The organism is Rheinheimera sp. WS51 (assembly GCF_050936095.1).
GTDB lineage: Bacteria > Pseudomonadota > Gammaproteobacteria > Enterobacterales > Alteromonadaceae > Alishewanella.
In genome coordinates, this window is sequence record NZ_JBOTRC010000001.1 from 451725 (window position 1) to 465956 (window position 14232).

Consider the following 14232-nt stretch of genomic DNA (forward strand, 5'->3'; position numbering starts at 1 on the left):
AACAGCAATAATTAATGACAGCTAAACTTAATTTTTAAAAAAATCATTATCCTGAGCAATAAACTCTTGCTCTAACTCATCTAAATACTGCTCAGACAGTGCCGCATCTATAGGCGACTTATCGGGAATACGATGATTTTCAGCAGCCCAATCCCCTAAGTCTATTAACTTACAGCGTTTACAGCAAAACGGTCTAAATTCAGACTCAGCCGACCATATCACTTCTGTTTTACAAGTAGGGCACTTTACTTTCGTTACCATAATTTTATCCCAGTTAAACCACAGGCTTAATATTGAACTTTAAACGGGCAGGATAGCGATATTTTAACAGCACGCAAGTCTAAATGACTGGCTATCACTACTATTGTTACGGCCGGTATCATCACATAGCTGCATAAAACGGATAGCATAACGGTATTTATTGCCGCTAACAGTAGGGTATACACCAGCATCTAATGGGTAGCTTAAGCGTAGTAGCTCATATTTATCGGTATTACTTTGATAAAAGCCATTTTCAGCAACTATGGCTTTAAATTGGCCACGTTCACGAATAAAGCTTAATACAAAATCTATGGCTTGCTGCACTAAGCTAAGCTGCTGATACCACTTTTTAGCTTTATTTTGCCGATAATCGCTGTCTAAATTAATCCAGTATTGCAACTGCGGCATATCAAAATAGCAGGTACCACCTGGAATAGAAAAACGCTGGCGTAATGGTGATAAAAATTTGTCTTCTTTTAAGCTGGCAATAAACTTACTGCTACGCAATAAATCTGATTGCAGTTTAACCGCACGCTGTAGCATTGGCTGCAGTTTATCGTCTGAAACAGAAGGGTGACTAGACCAAGTGACTAATGCGCTCTCACAGCGCTCTACATCCTTTATTAGGTCGGGTCTAATATCGTTACGATCTAGGATCTCTATTAAATCAAACAGGGTGTTAAAAAAGGCCTGTTGTTGCCACTCGGTTTCTAAAGCAATCAGTTGTTGTAGCTGATTAAATAAGTGCTCTACACGTAAATAAGTACGTACTTTTTCATTTAACGGATGCTCATATATCAGCTCTGTCATGGAAAACCTTATAGCCTAGTGAATTTATTACACAGTGTGTTTTTGCATCGCTTTTGCTTATTTTCATGCTTAGTTTGCTGCTAAGCTTTATTGCCTAGTTATTGCTAAGCTTCTACTCAGTAAGACGCAGACTGCTTAGCCCTTGCAGCGAGCTTTAGATACTGTTTATGTAAAGCTAGCACCTTAGGTGCTAAATCGGCAGGGCTAGTATCATTAACAATAACATCATCAGCCTTGGCTAAGCGCTGCTGCCGTGGTAGCTGCGACGCCATAATAGCAGCAACCTGCTGTTCAGACACCTTATCGCGGGCTAAAGTTCGGCTAAGTTGCAAAGATTCGGGTAAATCAATTACAAGCACCCGTTGGCAGTATTGTTGTAAATTATTTTCTAATAACAAGGGCGCAACTAATAGCACATAATCTGAATTAGCAGCAGCTAATTGAGCTAATAATTGCTCACGAATAGCGGGGTGTAATAACTGATTTAGCCAAGCTTTTGCAGCTGAATCTGAAAACACGCGCTGTCTTAATGCTGCTCTATTCAAGCTAGCATCAGGGTTAAGAATAGTGCTACCAAAGTGTTCTACAATAGCCGCTAAACAACGAGTACCAGGCTGTACTACTTCACGTGCAACAATGTCCGCATCAACAAATTGCACGCCTAAGTCGCTAAATAAATTAGTTACCGTAGTTTTACCGCAACCAATACCACCAGTAAGGCCGACTATATATTGGCTCATTAGGCTATGACCTTAAAATTATTAACATTGTGGTCGTTTTAAGATTTAAGTGACCGCTTGCTTTGCAAGCTAGTGACCGCTCACAAAGTGAGCTAGTTACCGTTCGCTGTGCGAATTAGTAACTAAGCGCTCACCACTCACCATTTAAAACTCAAAACTAAATCTAAGTGTCTATACGGATCGGATTACCCACACTAACACGCCGTAAACCCATCCATGGGGGCTCATTTCCGCCTGTCCAGGGCTGCAATGGTTAGTTTAGGCTAAAACCGCTCCTCAATAATTGGTCTTAGTTAGTTTATAATTAGTACTCACCACTAAACACTAAAAACTCATCACTAAAAGCTATCCACTAAAACTCAATAAATCCCAATAGTGTTTAAATAAACTTGGCTTATTTGCTCGCCCCAAAGCATGGCTATCCAACCGGCTGCGGCAATGTAAGGGCCAAAGGGGATAGGCGTGGCTTTATCTTTGCCTTGTACCGATAGCAAGATAATGCCAACAACAGCACCAACACAAGACGATAATAAAATAATAAGCGGTAACTGTTGCCAACCTAATAAGGCACCAAATACAGCCAATAATTTAAAATCACCATAGCCCATGCCTTCTTTACCGGTTAATAATTTAAATAACCAATAAACCGACCATAAACTCAAATAACCGGCAGCGGCGCCAACAATAGCTTGGCTTGGGTTAACCATAGCTGAATCCGATAAGCTAAAAATTAGCATCAGCCATAACAAGGGCAGGGTGAGCTGATCTGGCAATAGCATTTTATCAATATCAATAAAGGTAAGGGCTATTAAGCCCCAAGTTAAAACTATTAATACTAATGCAGCCAAGCCTGCGCCAAGTTGCCAAGCAACTATCATTGCCATAACTGCCGTTAGGGCTTCAATAATAGGGTAGCGTTTGCTAATAGGGGTTTTACAGTTGCGACACTGGCCCTTTAGTAACAACCAACTCAGCACGGGAATATTATCGTAGGCTTTAATTTGGTTATTACAAACCGGACAGCATGAGCGGGGCACCGCTAGATTAAAGCGGCTAGCTTGCTTGGTTTCAGCTGCTTCTTGCTCGGCTAAAGCGGCATCAGCATCGGTATTATTATCGGTAAAGTAGGCTTTATATTCCGCCTGCCAATCCAGCTCCATCATTTTAGGCAAGCGATATATAACCACATTTAAAAAGCTGCCGACAATTAAACTAATTACGCCAACAGCAATTACAAAAAGACTAGGGTTTTGCTGCAATAAAATAATTAAATCAGCCATTAAACGATATTACCCATTTGGAATATCGGTAAGTACATGGCAATAATTAAACCACCTATTACTACACCTAAAACAGCCATTATCATTGGCTCTAATAAGGCAGTTAAGCCATCTACCGCATCATCAACTTCTTGCTCATAAATATTGGCCACTTTAGAGAGCATGCTATCTAAAGAGCCTGTTTCCTCCCCTATGGCAACCATTTGCACTACCATTTCAGGGAAGCGATCAGACTGCTTCATGGCAATATACATAGGGTTACCGGATGACACTTCCTCACGAATAAACATAATGGAATTTTTATAAACTTCATTGCCAGAGGCGCCAGCGGCCGATTCTAAGGCTTCAATTAAAGGCACACCCGCTGCAAAGGTGGTAGATAAAGTGCGGGCATAACGGGCAACAGCGGCTTTATTTAAAATATCGCCAATAACAGGGGTTTTAATAATTAAGCCATCCATCCAGGTTCTAAATTTAAGGTTGCCGGCATAGCTTTTTTTAATGATAAAACCAAACGCCATAATAAATAAAAGAACCAGCCACCAGTACTCTTGCATTATTTCTGAGAGCTCAACAACCAGTTGAGTGAAAGCCGGTAGCTCAGCACCAAAACCTGCGAATATTTCAGCAAACTGTGGCACAACAAAGATTAATAATATAGATGTTACAATACCGGCGATAACTAACACGGCAGCAGGATAAAACATGGCCTTTTTAATTTTTGATTTTAAGGCTTCGGCCTTTTCTTTATAAATAGCTATACGGTCGAATATGCTATCTAAGGCACCTGAAGACTCGCCCGATTTTACTAAATCACAATATAATTCATCAAAATACTTGGGGTGTTCGCGTAATACCTCAGATAGCGGAATACCGGCTTGTAATTTAACCGATATTTTTTGCATTAAAATGCCTAGGCTTTTGTGATCAGTGCCGCTGGCGATTAAGTCTACCGACTGCACTAAAGGCACACCGGCGCCTAACATAGTGGCAATTTGCCGGGTTACTAAAGCAATATCGGCTGGGGTAATTTTTTTACCTTCACCAAACAGCGACTTGGGCTTTTTCTTAACACCAGAAGGCGTAATACCCTGTTGACGCAATAAGGCCTTTACTTCGGCAATATTGGTGCCTTTAATTTCACCATTAACTTTAGTTCCGCGCCGGTTTACTCCTTTATAATTAAAAACATCAAGCTGCTTTATTTTTATATTATTGGTCTTCGCCATATCTTGATCCTGTTATACGTGCTTTATTAGCTGCTTGACTCTAGATCCTTTAAGCTTTGAGTCTTGCTAGTTAGCCTTGAGTTACTCGGTTTACCTCGGCCAAACTGGTTAAGCCAGCAGCGGCTTTTATAAGCCCCGACTGGCGTAAATTATTAACACCTTCTAACTGCGCTTGGCTGGCAATATCCATAGAATTACCGCCTTGCATTATAATATCGGCCATTTTTGTGCTAATGGGCATAACTTCATAAATACCAACACGGCCCTTATAGCCGCTGGTGCAGTTATCACAACCAACGGGCTTGTAAATTGTTATATTCGTCAGTTGCTCTGGCTTAAAGCCTTGTTTTAATAACTCAGTCTCAGGCAAGTGTTCAGGCTGCTTACAATGCGGGCATAAGCGGCGTGCTAAGCGCTGAGCAATAATTAATGAAACCGAGCTTGCTACGTTATACGATGGAACACCCATATTAAGCAAGCGAGTTAAGGTTTCAGGTGCAGAGTTAGTATGTAAAGTTGATAACACTAAGTGACCAGTTTGTGCGGCTTTAATGGCAATTTCGGCGGTTTCTAAGTCTCGCACCTCACCTACCATAACAACATCAGGATCTTGGCGTAAGAATGACTTTAATGCCGAAGAGAAGGTTAAGCCAGCACGCGGGTTAACCTGCACTTGGTTAATGCCGGCTAGGTTAATCTCAACCGGGTCTTCCGCGGTAGAAATATTGGTTTGTTCAGTATTTAAAATAGCTAAACCAGTATAAAGTGAAACCGTTTTACCCGAGCCAGTAGGCCCTGTCACTAAAATCATGCCTTGTGGCTGCTTTAAGGCCGATAAATACAACTCTTTTTGCTCAGGCTCATAGCCTAAAACATCAATGCCCAGCATGGCGCTGTCGGAGTCGAGAATACGCATTACAATTTTCTCGCCCCAAATAGTCGGCAGGGTGCTTACCCGAAAATCAATAGACTTTTTGGCTGACAGCTTAAGTTTAATTCGGCCATCTTGCGGTATGCGTTTTTCGGCAATATCTAAGCGCGACATGACCTTTAACCGGGCGGATAGCCGAGTGGCTAATTCAACCGGCGGCGTGGCCACTTCATTTAAAATACCGTCAATGCGAAAACGAATTCGGTACATTTTTTCATAAGGTTCAAAGTGTAAATCTGAGGCGCCTTTGCGAATGGCATCTAGTAGCATTTTATTAATAAAGGCGATTATTGGCTGATCTTCTTTATCAACTTGAACGCCGCTATCTTCGTCATCCTCTTTATCTTCAATCCCCAGCGAGCCTAAATCCCACTGGGTATCACCATATTCTTGGTTAAAGCTATTATCAAAAATAGTATCAATTAGTTTACTAAGCTTGGTATGGTCAACTACTACTACTTCAGCGTTTAAGCCGGTATTGAATTCACAGTCTTCAATCGTTTGAATATCGGTAGGGTCTACTACGGCTAAAAACATGCTACGGCCGCGTTTGGCTAAAGGCAGCATATGGGTTTTACGAATCAGCTTTTCATTGCGTAAATCTTCTGGCACAAAGTTGCTGTCGAAATGGTCTAAATCAAATAAGGTAGCTAGGCTTATTTTAGCCGCTGCTTCTGCTAAAACCTTACTGGTTATTAATTTTTCAGTGATTAATAACTCTGGCAGATTTTTATATTGATCGCCTTTTTCAGCGATCATTTTTAACGTTTTATCAGAATCAACTAAACCTAATTGGGTTAAGCGTTTTAATAAAGTAGAGGTTGCTGTAACGGCCATTAAAGGAAAAGTTCCTATTGTTATTATTTATATTAGGAAGATTAATTGATTATGCCAGTAATAGCCGTTAATTCAAGTTTTAACGTTAGGTTAGGTAAGACAGCTGGCAAAGAAATTGATGTCACTTTAACAGAAATAAAAAGCTGTTCACTACAGTTTAATACCTAACTGACGACGAGCGTTATTAGCTTCAATTGCTAGTTGCTCAAGACTTTTTAAATCTGTAACTGATTTTATTTTATCTGCATATCTACTTAGATCAGCAACTTCTTTTTCATATTCTTGTCTTAAAGGGCTATTTTTAAAGTTTTCACCAACTGAGGTAATGATATTTTCTTCTAATTCAGCTCTAGATATTTCATTTTCTAATTTAGAGGATGCCTCATGTTTATCGACTTTAGCTTGCGCTTCATTTTCCGCAGCTACACCACCACCTTGTGGTTTGGCGGCTTTTGCTGCTGGTGGCGGTTTAGTACCACTGCCTGAATCTGGAGCTAAACCACCGTCGCCTATGCCGTTGTTATCGGGCTCTTGGCCCCAGCCGTCGCTGAGTTGCCAAATCCACATTTCATTATTATTGAAAATATCAATTAACCGGTCGCGTAACTCAAAGTCACTTAAGCCAGATAAATTAAGCTGATAAGGATGGGCCTGTTGGTACATTTTTGCCCAAATTTTCCGCTGCTCAATAGCTGGCTCTAAATCATGTAAAAAAGCACGGCCGTAAATTTTATCTTTAACGTCGCTAATTAGGCTGGGGCCTAAGTCTGCATAAGCGAAAAGGCAGTTACTGCATAGGTAGGTTTTACCCCATTTGTCTTCGAGTATTACACCATCGTACTGACTGTCTAGCATCCTGCCGCCTTATATAAAAAACTTACCTGTATAAACAGTAAATTTACATGACGAGCATTTTACAATTCGGCATAATATTGCCTTACTCAATTAACTATTAGTTAATAAATTGCATCTACTTAAATTTATACATGGTTTTGCTAACAAAACTTTAGCCGAAATTTGTTATGCCAGGCAAAAAGGTTGAGTGCTACCCAGTAACAAATTTAAGTAACAAATAACTAGGCAATGAAATCGCCGGAGGAAGATAATTAACAATTTGATCTGACACATAAGATTTCAACAGTAGAGTAATTATTGAATACGAGATTTTAATATTAAAAATGGTTTTTCTACTAAAAGATGAAGAATTATTGCAGCGCACAGAGATAACACTAAATACACCGTAAAGTATGCAACAAAAGGAACAGATTCTTGTGAAGCAAATACTGAGCTACAAACTACTTTTACCATGGGGACTATCATTAAGTGTATCAAATATAGCGGATAAGCAAGCTTAGCAATAAAACGTAGTAGTTTATTAATAGGACTTTCTGATGAAGATGTTATCGATAACGCACAATATAGTATTATTGCGAATAAAATGCTGCAAAGAGTAATTATTACACCAGTAAAAATCCAGTGTTCTGCTTCTATCCAACGCTCAACCATAAGTATCAATAGTAGTATTATTATACTTAAATATTGTAATACCTTATTCCATCTAGGGGACAGTAAGCTTAGTTGATATTTTGAGTATAGCAGCGCTATTACTGCACCAGATAAAACACCTACGATAGAAAAGTGGAAAGGGGCTCGAAAAGTCCAAAAAAAATCAGTGTAGCTAATTGCATCTGTTATATCTAGTAAAACTAAAACTCTTAGTACTGTTATGAAAATAATCACAATTGCACAGCATGCTAAAACATGAGTAGAGCTGTATTTTTGCGTGCAGTATACCAATACTGGCGCTATTAAATAAAACTTTTCTTCGACACCAAGTGACCATAAAGAAACAACTATAGAGGCAAAAGGAATGTAATCTTGCAGAAATACAGCATGAATCAGCAAAGCGTATGGAGTTATTGGATAATCAGGTTGAAAAAATGGGATGATGCCTAAAAGGGCTATTAGCACTATAAAAGTGTAAAGTGGCAGTATTCTTAATGCCCTTTTAAAAAAATAGCTATAAATAAATGATCTGTAATTGCTTTTTGGCCATTTACTTAATAAGTGATGTGTAATTAAAAAACCACTCAAAGCAAAAAATAAGTCTACACCTAACCAGCCGTTGTACCAGAGATTCCATATGGCGCCATCTAGAGGCTCTTCCCAAAATCGTACAGAATGGCGTAATAGCACTAAAATAATAGCGATGGCTCTAATGTTATCAAGCCCTGGAAACCGGCCTGGTTGTCCAGCAATATCAAAATATTGCTTAAACATAGTACGGCTTCCTATTCTGTAAGAGTCTTTTTAATTTGCGGCTTACGCAACTTCCAAATTTGAGAGTCGACAATATAATGATGAAAATTAATTGCTGCATAAACAATAAATATTAGAGCAATTTTGTTATCACCACTAAACTGATTAATGCTTTGGTTAACTGCCCAATATACTGCCAATGATAGGATAAGGCAGCTACCAAAATATATGAAAAACCTATTAGGTTGGCTAATGTATGAAATGATCAAATGCTTTTTGTCGATGCCAGAGGAATATTTCTTACGGTTAAAAAGCCAAACAAAACCTATGTATTGCGCATTATGCCAAATATTAATAGTTAACCAAGAGTAATCAATTTCGGTAATAAAAATATAAGCCGTTAGGTAGATGCTATAATGAGAAAGCGTATAGATATAATATAAAAAGGATATTTTCTTTTGCGCTAGGGCTATCAGACCTTTAATAAGCCATAATAATGCAGCTGAAAAGCTTATTATCATTAATATCAATCTGAGTTCTGTTGATAAACTAATAGTTAAAATTGGAATGTTAAGAAAATACTCTGGACCACCACTTATCATATAAAAAAAAGTAGTGAAAGGTACTGTATAAAACATAGTGCGATTTATCGTGGAGCGAGCAAAATTGCTATCGGCACACTTAAAACTATAAGCTTTTGCAACACCTTCACTTTGTCGTGAGTAGTGATACCACTGCCAATATAAATACACACTACCTAAAATTATAGCACCACCCATTTGATAAATGGTAAGTACAGCTATAAGCACAAATACTGGTAAGGGGAAAAGTAGTTTCCAGTGTTCTTTAATACTGTTGGTGTCAAAACCAATGCGTGTAAAAGTAGATATTACGTGATGGTAACCAAGAAGCCATAAATTAAGCATTAGTATAAGTAAGAAATAATCTGGGCGTACACTAACAAAAGCACCAACGATAATAGCCAAAGCAGGTATAACAAGTATGAAAAAAATATCCGCTTTTTGATGAGGGAATAAACCGGTTTTATTATTCATAACATACACCTGAGACATTACTTATTACCAACCTTATTATACTTCTTAAGTGTACAAGATAATAGAAAGCCAGCTTTATTCAGTATCTCAAATTAATAAGGAATAAAATAAAGCCCCAATTAAGGGGCTTCGTTGTTTGTATTTTAAGCTAAAAAACTATTTAAATTAAGGAACAGGAGCTGGAACAGTAGCAGCTAATGCACAAGAACCTGTACCAGCATTACAAGTAGCATCTTCTTTAATACTTGCATTACCACGAGTTGGTGATGCAAATACAACAGCTTGACTAGAATCATAATGTGCTACAGTTAATGGGCTTGGAGTCATGCTGCTACAAGCTACAGGTGTATATGCTGCACTTGGTGGACGGTTGTTTGCTAAGTCACCTACTGCAGCGCTCATGTATGCTTTAGCTTCAGCTAGACAACCGCCGTTAGCTGCACGTTGAGTGTAGTCACGGTAAGCTGGTAATGCTACCGCTGCTAAAATACCGATGATTGCGATAACAATCATTAATTCAATTAAGGTAAAACCTTGTTGTACTTTTTTCATTTTTACTTCTCCAGAGTTTTAAGTAGCCCTTGGGCTAATGTCTATTGTGAGTGAATTTATTTTTGGTGCAAGTAAAAACTGAGGTTTTTAGCTGTTTTTTTTAAATACTTGTTTCAAGTGGCTATTTTTTTAACTAAAAAGTTTAGTTATTAACGTAACTAGTAACAAAGTACTAGTGTAATAACTCTATTTTTTGAACTGCAATTCATTTTATCCTGCTAAAAAGGCAAACTGGCTGAAAAAATTTCTACCATTACTTGAAAGCAACCAGATAATTAACAAGGTATTAGCCAGTATTATTAAGGCGAATTCACGTTGAAATAACCACTTACTGCTTTTGTGCTTTAACCTTTTCTGGGCAATATAGGCCCCAGGCCAGCCGCCAATTAAGCTAAATAATTGCAAGCTTTGCTCGGGCAGCCTGTCGCGCTGGCGTAATTTAGCCGCGTCTTTGTCGGCCCGGTAAAGCCAAAAGGTAAATAAGCTGGCTTCTATATAGAGGATGGGCAGTAAATAAGGTAGGGTGCCAAATAGCACGGCAATAATAAACAGGATAAAAAAGCCCATTCTAAAAAACAGTGCAATATCTTTAGTATGTTGGATATCAATATTGTGGTTTAACTGAGCTGTTTTATTAGGCTGGTTATTAGTTTTGCTGTTGGCTTTGTGAGTGGCATTGGCATCTGAAGTGCTAGTGCTACTATTTTCAAGCTTAGCCATATAGTTAGCTATATGATGGTTAATATGGCCGGATAAGCAGTTAACACTAGGTTGCCAGTTAGTCGCTATAGGGCGGCCTTTTTTATCTGTGCCTAAACTATAGTTAAGTTGGTCACCAACGCTAGGCCGATAGTGTTTAATAACCTGCATTGCCGCAGTTTGATTGTCAATTTCAGTATCAACTTTAGCAGTGTCGGTTTTAGCGGTTTCTGCTGTTGAGGCAGGGCTTGCTGATAAGGCGGTTAATTCAGCAAGCATAGCTTGCTGATTCAGCTTAAGATCACGGATATGAAAAAACAGTTTTTCTTGGCTAGCTTGGTCTACAATAAAGCCGAAGCCTTTATCGTCTCGCCAAAATACTACGCTACCCGTTAAATGCATATTTACCACTGTTCGCTACGCGAGAGTTTAGTTTTTAGTTATGAGTGTTGAGTGTTTAGTTGCAAAAAAGTTCACTTATAGCTTACCTGTAAGCCCGTAACCGTTCGCAAAGCGAACTAGTGACCGCAGCGCAGCTGCTAGTTACCGCTTGCAAAGCAAGCTAGTCGCTCACAACTTACCACTCACAACTCACAACTCACAACTCACAATTCATCACTAAAGAATCTCCAGCCTCATCGACAAGTCGACTGCTTGCACATGCTTAGTTAACGCGCCGCTTGAGATGTAGTCTACGCCGGTCTGGGCTAATTCAGTTAAGCGCTCGCTGGTAATGTTGCCTGAAACTTCAAGTTTTGCTTGGCCGTTATTAGTTTGCTTGTTTTGCGCTACGGCTTGTTCGATATCTGCTAGGCTAAAATTGTCTAGCATAATAATATCGGCGCCTGCTGTGAGTGCTTGGGTAAATTCAGCTAGGTTTTCTGTTTCAACTTCAACCGGCTTACCTGGGAAATTTTGTTTAGCTGTAGTGACAGCATTAGCAATAGAGCCCGCTGCGGCAATATGGTTTTCTTTAATTAAGAAGGCATCGAATAAGCCTAGTCGATGATTAGTGCCACCGCCACAGTTTACTGCATACTTTTGGCTAAAACGCAGGCCGGGTATGGTTTTACGGGTGTCTAGCAATTGCGTGTGAAAACCCTCTAGAAAAGCAACATAACGCGCTGTTTGCGTGGCTGTGCCGCTTAATAATTGTAAAAAGTTAAGCGCACTGCGCTCACCGGTTAATAAAATACGGGCCGGGCCTGTTAACGTGCATAGCAGGCTATTGGCGCTAACTTTATCGCCATCTTTTACTTGCCAGTTAATATTGATGTCTTGGCTTAATTGCTTAAACACTTCATTGACAAAAGCAATGCCGCAAATAACGCTGTCTTCGCGAGTAATAATAGTGGCTTTAGCTTGTTGGGTTGCAGGTATTAGCGAAGCGGTAATATCGCCTTGAGCTAGATTTAAAAAGCCTAAGTCTTCCGCTAGTGCGGCGCTAACACTGCGTTCAATTTCGTTTTGAAGTAAGTCGGTATAATGTGTTTGCATAGTTATTTGTGCTGTATCAGAGTGAGTTGATTACCTTGTTGGTGGAATTCTAACTGTTTTAGTACGCTCATGCCCAACAATATCTCTGTACCTGCCAAATTAGGTACAATACTGGCTGGAATATTATATAAAACAATGTCACCTAATTGCAGCTGTTTAATTTGGCTAAGATAAGCCGTCGTTAAGCCATTAGCTGTGCTTACTTGTATTGGTTGGCCTTGTCTTAAACCTAATTGGCGCGCAGCGTCAGCGGTAATAGCCACAGTCGTTGCGCCTGTGTCTAGCATAAAATCTATTGGCTGCTGGTTAACTAAAGCGGTGCCAACGTAATGGCCGGCTTTATTGCGGATTAAAACAGTGCGTACTTCGCCTTGACTGCCAATGCTGCTATTTAACTGTTGGTTTGGGTTTAGTTGTGCATTAATGGCGTCTTGAAAAAAAAAGTACAGCATTACCATAATGAGCAACCAAGCTATTACTGCAAAGCTTTTAGCAAACCCTTTTTGATTTTTATTATTGTGAAGGGTTTGAGGTCTTGGTGCTTGCATTCATATTCTCCAGCATTGACAATATGCTATAGCTTAAAGAAGCCCCAGCATAAAGGCAAAAGCTCTGATGACAGGTTTTGATAACATGACAGCAGCTCAACCCGTATTTAGACAAAGCCCACATTGTGATGCCAGGCCTACTGGCGCCGAAGTGAGTTTATTGGTGATCCACAATATAAGTTTGCCTGCTGGCCAATTTGCCGCTAACCCTGAACAGCATGCCTATGTCGATCAGCTGTTTATGGGTAGCCTTGATACTAACCCAGCAACGACGGCTGATGCCAGCTTTGTTAGTTTAAGCGGCATAAAAGTGTCGGCGCATTGCGTAATATGGCGCAGCGGCCAGGTATTTCAATATGTGCCTTTTGCCAAGCGAGCATGGCATGCAGGTGTTAGTCGTTTTGCTGGGCGTGAGCGCTGTAATGATTTTTCTATTGGTATAGAGTTAGAAGGTACTGATGATTTACCTTATACTGATGCACAATATCAGAGCTTAATAATGCTAACCCGACAACTTATGCAATTTTATCCAGCAATTATGCCGCAACGTATTGTCGGCCATAGCGATATTGCGCCAGGACGAAAAACCGATCCGGGGCCAGCATTTGACTGGGCTCGATTTCAAACCGCTATTAAGGAGTTTACCCTATGACGTTAATCAGTATGCTGTTAGCGCTAATTATTGAGCGCTTAGCCGTACGCAGCGATGCTTGGCAGGCACATGGCTACTTAAAAAGCTATGTTCGTTTAAGTGCCAGCTCTGGCTTAAGCAAATTAGCGTCACATCGTTTTGGCCAGTATCTTTGGCTAGCCTTACCCGGCGCTGTGGTTGGCTTAGTACTTTGTTTACTAGATAGCCATTTAATTAGTTTTGTTGTTAATACCTTAGTGTTATTAGTTTCAATAGGGTGTTGGCATTTTAGACAACTGTATAAGCAGTATTTAAATGCAATGGAACGCGGCGATGATGAAGCGGGTTTTTTAGCTATGCAGCAAATGCGCCATGATAGCGGCAGCCGTGAGCAAAGTAGTTATGGCCAAATTTTGGTTTGGTTGAATTTTCAATATTATGCGGCAGTTGTGTTTTGGTTTTTAGTCGCCGGTGCCTTTGGCGTAATAACCTATGCCTTAGTGCGTCACTTACAACAACCGGTAGCAGAAGATGATACCGAGCAAGCAGCAGCCTATGCTCATTGTGTGCCAGAGGGCAGTAAGGCCCTGCCAAGAGTGGCGCATTGGCTAAATTGGTTTCCTGCGCGTTTATTTGGTTTAGGCTTTGCCTTGGTAGGGCACTTCTCGCGAGCTTCCTCAGCTTTGCTAAGCTATTTCTTAGACTTTACTGCCGACAACGAGTTAGTTGTTACCGAAGTGGCAGCAGCGGCTGAACCGATGCCAGAATTAACCGTGAATACTGTAGAAGAAAGTGGCCATATGTTGCAGCTAGCTAAACGCAGTATGTTGTTCTTTTTAGCTTTTGCTGCAGTGCTGACGTTAGGCGGCTGGTTAGCTTAAGTTGAATATTGGCAAGAGCAGT

The 14232-nt window shown here is 40.0% G+C and carries 15 protein-coding genes; 2 read left to right on the top strand and 13 right to left on the bottom strand.

Features of this window, described 5'->3' with window-relative positions:
• Positions 1-27: 27 nt before the first annotated feature.
• The 13 genes from yacG to ACRCA4_RS02200 all read right to left on the bottom strand — a co-directional run bounded on the left by yacG (position 28) and on the right by ACRCA4_RS02200 (position 12698).
• The gene (gene yacG / locus ACRCA4_RS02140; RefSeq protein ID WP_433183475.1) at positions 28-261 is read right to left on the bottom strand and encodes a DNA gyrase inhibitor YacG; all 234 of its coding nucleotides are present in this window, start codon (positions 259-261) and stop codon (positions 28-30) included.
• Positions 262-324: 63 nt separating this feature from the next.
• Positions 325-1071 carry a cell division protein ZapD gene (gene zapD / locus ACRCA4_RS02145; RefSeq protein ID WP_433183478.1) on the bottom strand — a complete coding sequence of 249 codons (747 nt, stop codon included), beginning with the start codon at positions 1069-1071 and terminating at the stop codon, positions 325-327.
• A 116-nt stretch (positions 1072-1187) separates the two neighbouring features.
• The gene (gene coaE / locus ACRCA4_RS02150) at positions 1188-1811 is read right to left on the bottom strand and encodes a dephospho-CoA kinase (protein ID WP_433183481.1); all 624 of its coding nucleotides are present in this window, start codon (positions 1809-1811) and stop codon (positions 1188-1190) included.
• 359 nt (positions 1812-2170) lie between these two features.
• The gene (locus ACRCA4_RS02155; RefSeq protein ID WP_433183484.1) at positions 2171-3091 is read right to left on the bottom strand and encodes a prepilin peptidase; all 921 of its coding nucleotides are present in this window, start codon (positions 3089-3091) and stop codon (positions 2171-2173) included.
• A complete protein-coding gene (locus tag ACRCA4_RS02160) occupies positions 3091-4320 on the bottom strand; it encodes a type II secretion system F family protein (protein ID WP_433183487.1) in 1230 nt (409 codons plus the stop codon). The genes ACRCA4_RS02155 and ACRCA4_RS02160 overlap by 1 nt, the downstream gene beginning before the upstream one ends.
• A gap of 70 nt (positions 4321-4390) precedes the next feature.
• A complete protein-coding gene (gene pilB, locus ACRCA4_RS02165) occupies positions 4391-6088 on the bottom strand; it encodes a type IV-A pilus assembly ATPase PilB (protein WP_433183490.1) in 1698 nt (565 codons plus the stop codon).
• Between the two features lie 150 nt (positions 6089-6238).
• A complete protein-coding gene (locus ACRCA4_RS02170) occupies positions 6239-6943 on the bottom strand; it encodes a hypothetical protein (protein ID WP_433183493.1) in 705 nt (234 codons plus the stop codon).
• A gap of 294 nt (positions 6944-7237) precedes the next feature.
• Complete coding sequence (locus tag ACRCA4_RS02175; protein ID WP_433183496.1) at positions 7238-8368, bottom strand: acyltransferase family protein; 1131 nt, start codon at positions 8366-8368, stop codon at positions 7238-7240.
• An 11-nt stretch (positions 8369-8379) separates the two neighbouring features.
• Positions 8380-9402: a hypothetical protein gene (locus tag ACRCA4_RS02180; protein ID WP_433183498.1), complete on the bottom strand. Its 1023-nt coding sequence runs from the start codon at positions 9400-9402 to the stop codon at positions 8380-8382.
• Positions 9403-9567: 165 nt separating this feature from the next.
• Positions 9568-9954 (bottom strand): pilin, encoded by a 387-nt coding sequence (locus tag ACRCA4_RS02185; RefSeq protein ID WP_433183501.1) that lies wholly within the window; start codon positions 9952-9954, stop codon positions 9568-9570.
• 210 nt (positions 9955-10164) lie between these two features.
• Positions 10165-11055 (bottom strand): DUF1294 domain-containing protein, encoded by an 891-nt coding sequence (locus tag ACRCA4_RS02190; protein WP_433183504.1) that lies wholly within the window; start codon positions 11053-11055, stop codon positions 10165-10167.
• A gap of 216 nt (positions 11056-11271) precedes the next feature.
• Positions 11272-12150, bottom strand: a complete 879-nt coding sequence (nadC, locus tag ACRCA4_RS02195) for a carboxylating nicotinate-nucleotide diphosphorylase (protein ID WP_433183507.1) — start codon at positions 12148-12150, stop codon at positions 11272-11274.
• Between the two features lie 2 nt (positions 12151-12152).
• Positions 12153-12698, bottom strand: a complete 546-nt coding sequence (locus tag ACRCA4_RS02200) for a retropepsin-like aspartic protease family protein (protein ID WP_433183510.1) — start codon at positions 12696-12698, stop codon at positions 12153-12155.
• A gap of 67 nt (positions 12699-12765) precedes the next feature.
• Between ACRCA4_RS02200 and ampD the strand changes: the two genes are divergently transcribed.
• Both ampD and ampE read left to right on the top strand, forming a co-directional pair.
• A complete protein-coding gene (ampD, locus tag ACRCA4_RS02205) occupies positions 12766-13350 on the top strand; it encodes a 1,6-anhydro-N-acetylmuramyl-L-alanine amidase AmpD (protein ID WP_433183513.1) in 585 nt (194 codons plus the stop codon).
• Positions 13347-14210 (top strand): regulatory signaling modulator protein AmpE, encoded by an 864-nt coding sequence (gene ampE / locus ACRCA4_RS02210; protein WP_433183515.1) that lies wholly within the window; start codon positions 13347-13349, stop codon positions 14208-14210. The genes ampD and ampE overlap by 4 nt, the downstream gene beginning before the upstream one ends.
• The last annotated feature ends 22 nt before the right edge of the window (positions 14211-14232 follow it).

Excerpts from the sequence above, each read along its gene's own strand:
- coaE (WP_433183481.1), bottom strand. The coding sequence starts at position 1,811 with ATGAGCCAATATATAGTCGGCCTTACTGGTGGTATTGGTTGCGGTAAA.
- pilB (WP_433183490.1), bottom strand. The coding sequence starts at position 6,088 with ATGGCCGTTACAGCAACCTCTACTTTATTAAAACGCTTAACCCAATTA.
- ACRCA4_RS02185 (WP_433183501.1), bottom strand. The coding sequence starts at position 9,954 with ATGAAAAAAGTACAACAAGGTTTTACCTTAATTGAATTAATGATTGTT.
- ACRCA4_RS02170 (WP_433183493.1), bottom strand. The coding sequence starts at position 6,943 with ATGCTAGACAGTCAGTACGATGGTGTAATACTCGAAGACAAATGGGGT.
- ampD (WP_433183513.1), top strand. The coding sequence starts at position 12,766 with ATGACAGGTTTTGATAACATGACAGCAGCTCAACCCGTATTTAGACAA.
- ampE (WP_433183515.1), top strand. The coding sequence starts at position 13,347 with ATGACGTTAATCAGTATGCTGTTAGCGCTAATTATTGAGCGCTTAGCC.
- nadC (WP_433183507.1), bottom strand. The coding sequence starts at position 12,150 with ATGCAAACACATTATACCGACTTACTTCAAAACGAAATTGAACGCAGT.
- ACRCA4_RS02200 (WP_433183510.1), bottom strand. The coding sequence starts at position 12,698 with ATGCAAGCACCAAGACCTCAAACCCTTCACAATAATAAAAATCAAAAA.
- yacG (WP_433183475.1), bottom strand. The coding sequence starts at position 261 with ATGGTAACGAAAGTAAAGTGCCCTACTTGTAAAACAGAAGTGATATGG.
- ACRCA4_RS02190 (WP_433183504.1), bottom strand. The coding sequence starts at position 11,055 with ATGCATTTAACGGGTAGCGTAGTATTTTGGCGAGACGATAAAGGCTTC.
- ACRCA4_RS02175 (WP_433183496.1), bottom strand. The coding sequence starts at position 8,368 with ATGTTTAAGCAATATTTTGATATTGCTGGACAACCAGGCCGGTTTCCA.
- ACRCA4_RS02180 (WP_433183498.1), bottom strand. The coding sequence starts at position 9,402 with ATGAATAATAAAACCGGTTTATTCCCTCATCAAAAAGCGGATATTTTT.
- ACRCA4_RS02155 (WP_433183484.1), bottom strand. The coding sequence starts at position 3,091 with ATGGCTGATTTAATTATTTTATTGCAGCAAAACCCTAGTCTTTTTGTA.
- zapD (WP_433183478.1), bottom strand. The coding sequence starts at position 1,071 with ATGACAGAGCTGATATATGAGCATCCGTTAAATGAAAAAGTACGTACT.
- ACRCA4_RS02160 (WP_433183487.1), bottom strand. The coding sequence starts at position 4,320 with ATGGCGAAGACCAATAATATAAAAATAAAGCAGCTTGATGTTTTTAAT.